Source organism: Streptomyces poriferorum (genome assembly GCF_019399235.1).
Lineage (GTDB): Bacteria > Actinomycetota > Actinomycetes > Streptomycetales > Streptomycetaceae > Streptomyces > Streptomyces poriferorum.
Window position 1 is genome coordinate 1 of sequence record NZ_JAELVH010000528.1, and the last position, 1644, is coordinate 1644.

Sequence of the window (1644 nt, forward strand, 5' to 3'; positions counted from 1 at the left end):
CCGCTCCCCCGGCTCCCGCCGGGCGCGCGGCCGTCGACCGCCGGACCTTGCTGATCGGGGCGGCCGCCGGAGCCGCCGGCCTCCTGGTCGGGGGCGGCGCGGTGCTCGCGTTCGGCTCCGGTGACGACGCCGAGCCCGAGGTCGACGCCAAGCCCGCACCGAGCCCCAGCCGTCCCGTCGTCGCCGGGCTGCCTCCGCAGCCGCGCTGGATCTACACCCACCCGGCCTCCGAACCCGCTCCCCTCACCGCCGCACTCTGGAACGAGCGGCTGCTGGTACTGACCGGCGACACCCATGCGTCCGCCGTCGATCTGAAGACCGGGCGCCGGATCTGGGAGAGCCCTGACGCGGCCAAGGGCCAGGCGGCTCTGGCCGCCGGCAAGGAGTTCTGCTTCGTCGCGGGACCGTCCGAGTTCCTGTGGCTGTCCGCGAAGGACGGCCGGGTGGCCCACCGGGTGGCGTACGCCGACGGGTTCGAGGGCGCTCCGCACCTGTCCGTGCGCGGCCTCGTCGGATCGGCCGGCCCGCAGCTCTGGTTCACCGGTTCGCACCAGGTCACCGTGAAGGCCCCGAAGCCGAAGAAGGGCAAGAAGCCCGGCAAGGACCGGCAGGTCGTCAAGTCGTACCTGTTCGGGTACGACATCGAGCAGCGCAAGGAGCTGTGGCGGACGCCCGTGCCCACCGGTCGCGGCCCGGCCGCGCCCGTGTACCGCTTGGTGGCGATCCGGCCGGATGCCGTCGTCGTACGACAGGACCGGCTGACGCTCACCCCCGCCGATGTGAAGGCGTCCAAGGGCAAGGCGCTCTTCCGGAGCTTCGACCGGACGACCGGGAAGCAGCAGTGGGCCAAGGTCTTCGGCACGGCCCCGGACGCGGCGGTCGCGGGAGACGCGGACGGGCTCCTGTACGTGGCGTTCGGCGACGACCTGCGGGCCCTGGAGACCCCCGGCGGCCGGCCGAAGTGGACGCTGAACGGCACACCGGGTTCCTCCTTCGGGACCTCCGTCGAGGCCGGCGCGCTCCTGTACACCACCGGCAGCAACCAGGAAGTGGGCGTGGCCGACCGGGAGACCGGACGGCTGCGCTGGCGGCGGTCCACGGAGGCGGTGGCAGGGGGAACGGCTCCCACCGTCACGGTCAGCGGCTCCGGCGGCACGCTGCTCGCGGCGGATCCCGGGCAGGTCACCGCGTTCGCGGCGGCCGACGGGCGGCGGCTCTGGAAGTTCCAGGACATCGGGGCCCAGGACCCGAAGGGGGCGACCGTCACCGCCCGGTACCAGGTGCTGGCCTACGGAAAGAGCGCCCTCGTCCGGCGCGACCGCGTGATCTACGCGTTCCCGGTCGCCTGACCGGAAGGCGGCGGACCGGGCCCGGCCGACGGGTCCGGTCCGCCGCCTTCCGGGGGAATCGGGCCGCCGCCACGCCCCGAGGTTCTTGCATCACCTGACGGCGAGTGAGCGTATGGGAGGAATTGCGCTCACTCATGGGGTAGTCGCACGATTCACCGGTCGCACGATTCGCCCCGTTTCCGGAGGTGGTGTCGTGCCAGGCAGAATTCTGCGCTCCCTCGGAACGGCGGCGCTCGCCGCCGTCGTCGTGACCGCGCCGGCCGCAGCCGTCGCGGCCCCGTCCCCCTCACCGTCC

At 73.6% G+C, this 1644-nt stretch carries 1 protein-coding gene; it reads left to right on the top strand.

Annotation, left to right across the window (positions count from 1 at the left end; genetic code table 11):
* On the top strand, positions 1–1349 hold a 1349-nt coding region (locus JGS39_RS39315), incomplete at its 5' end, for an outer membrane protein assembly factor BamB family protein (RefSeq protein ID WP_219574555.1).
* Between the last annotated feature and the right edge of the window lie 295 nt (positions 1350–1644).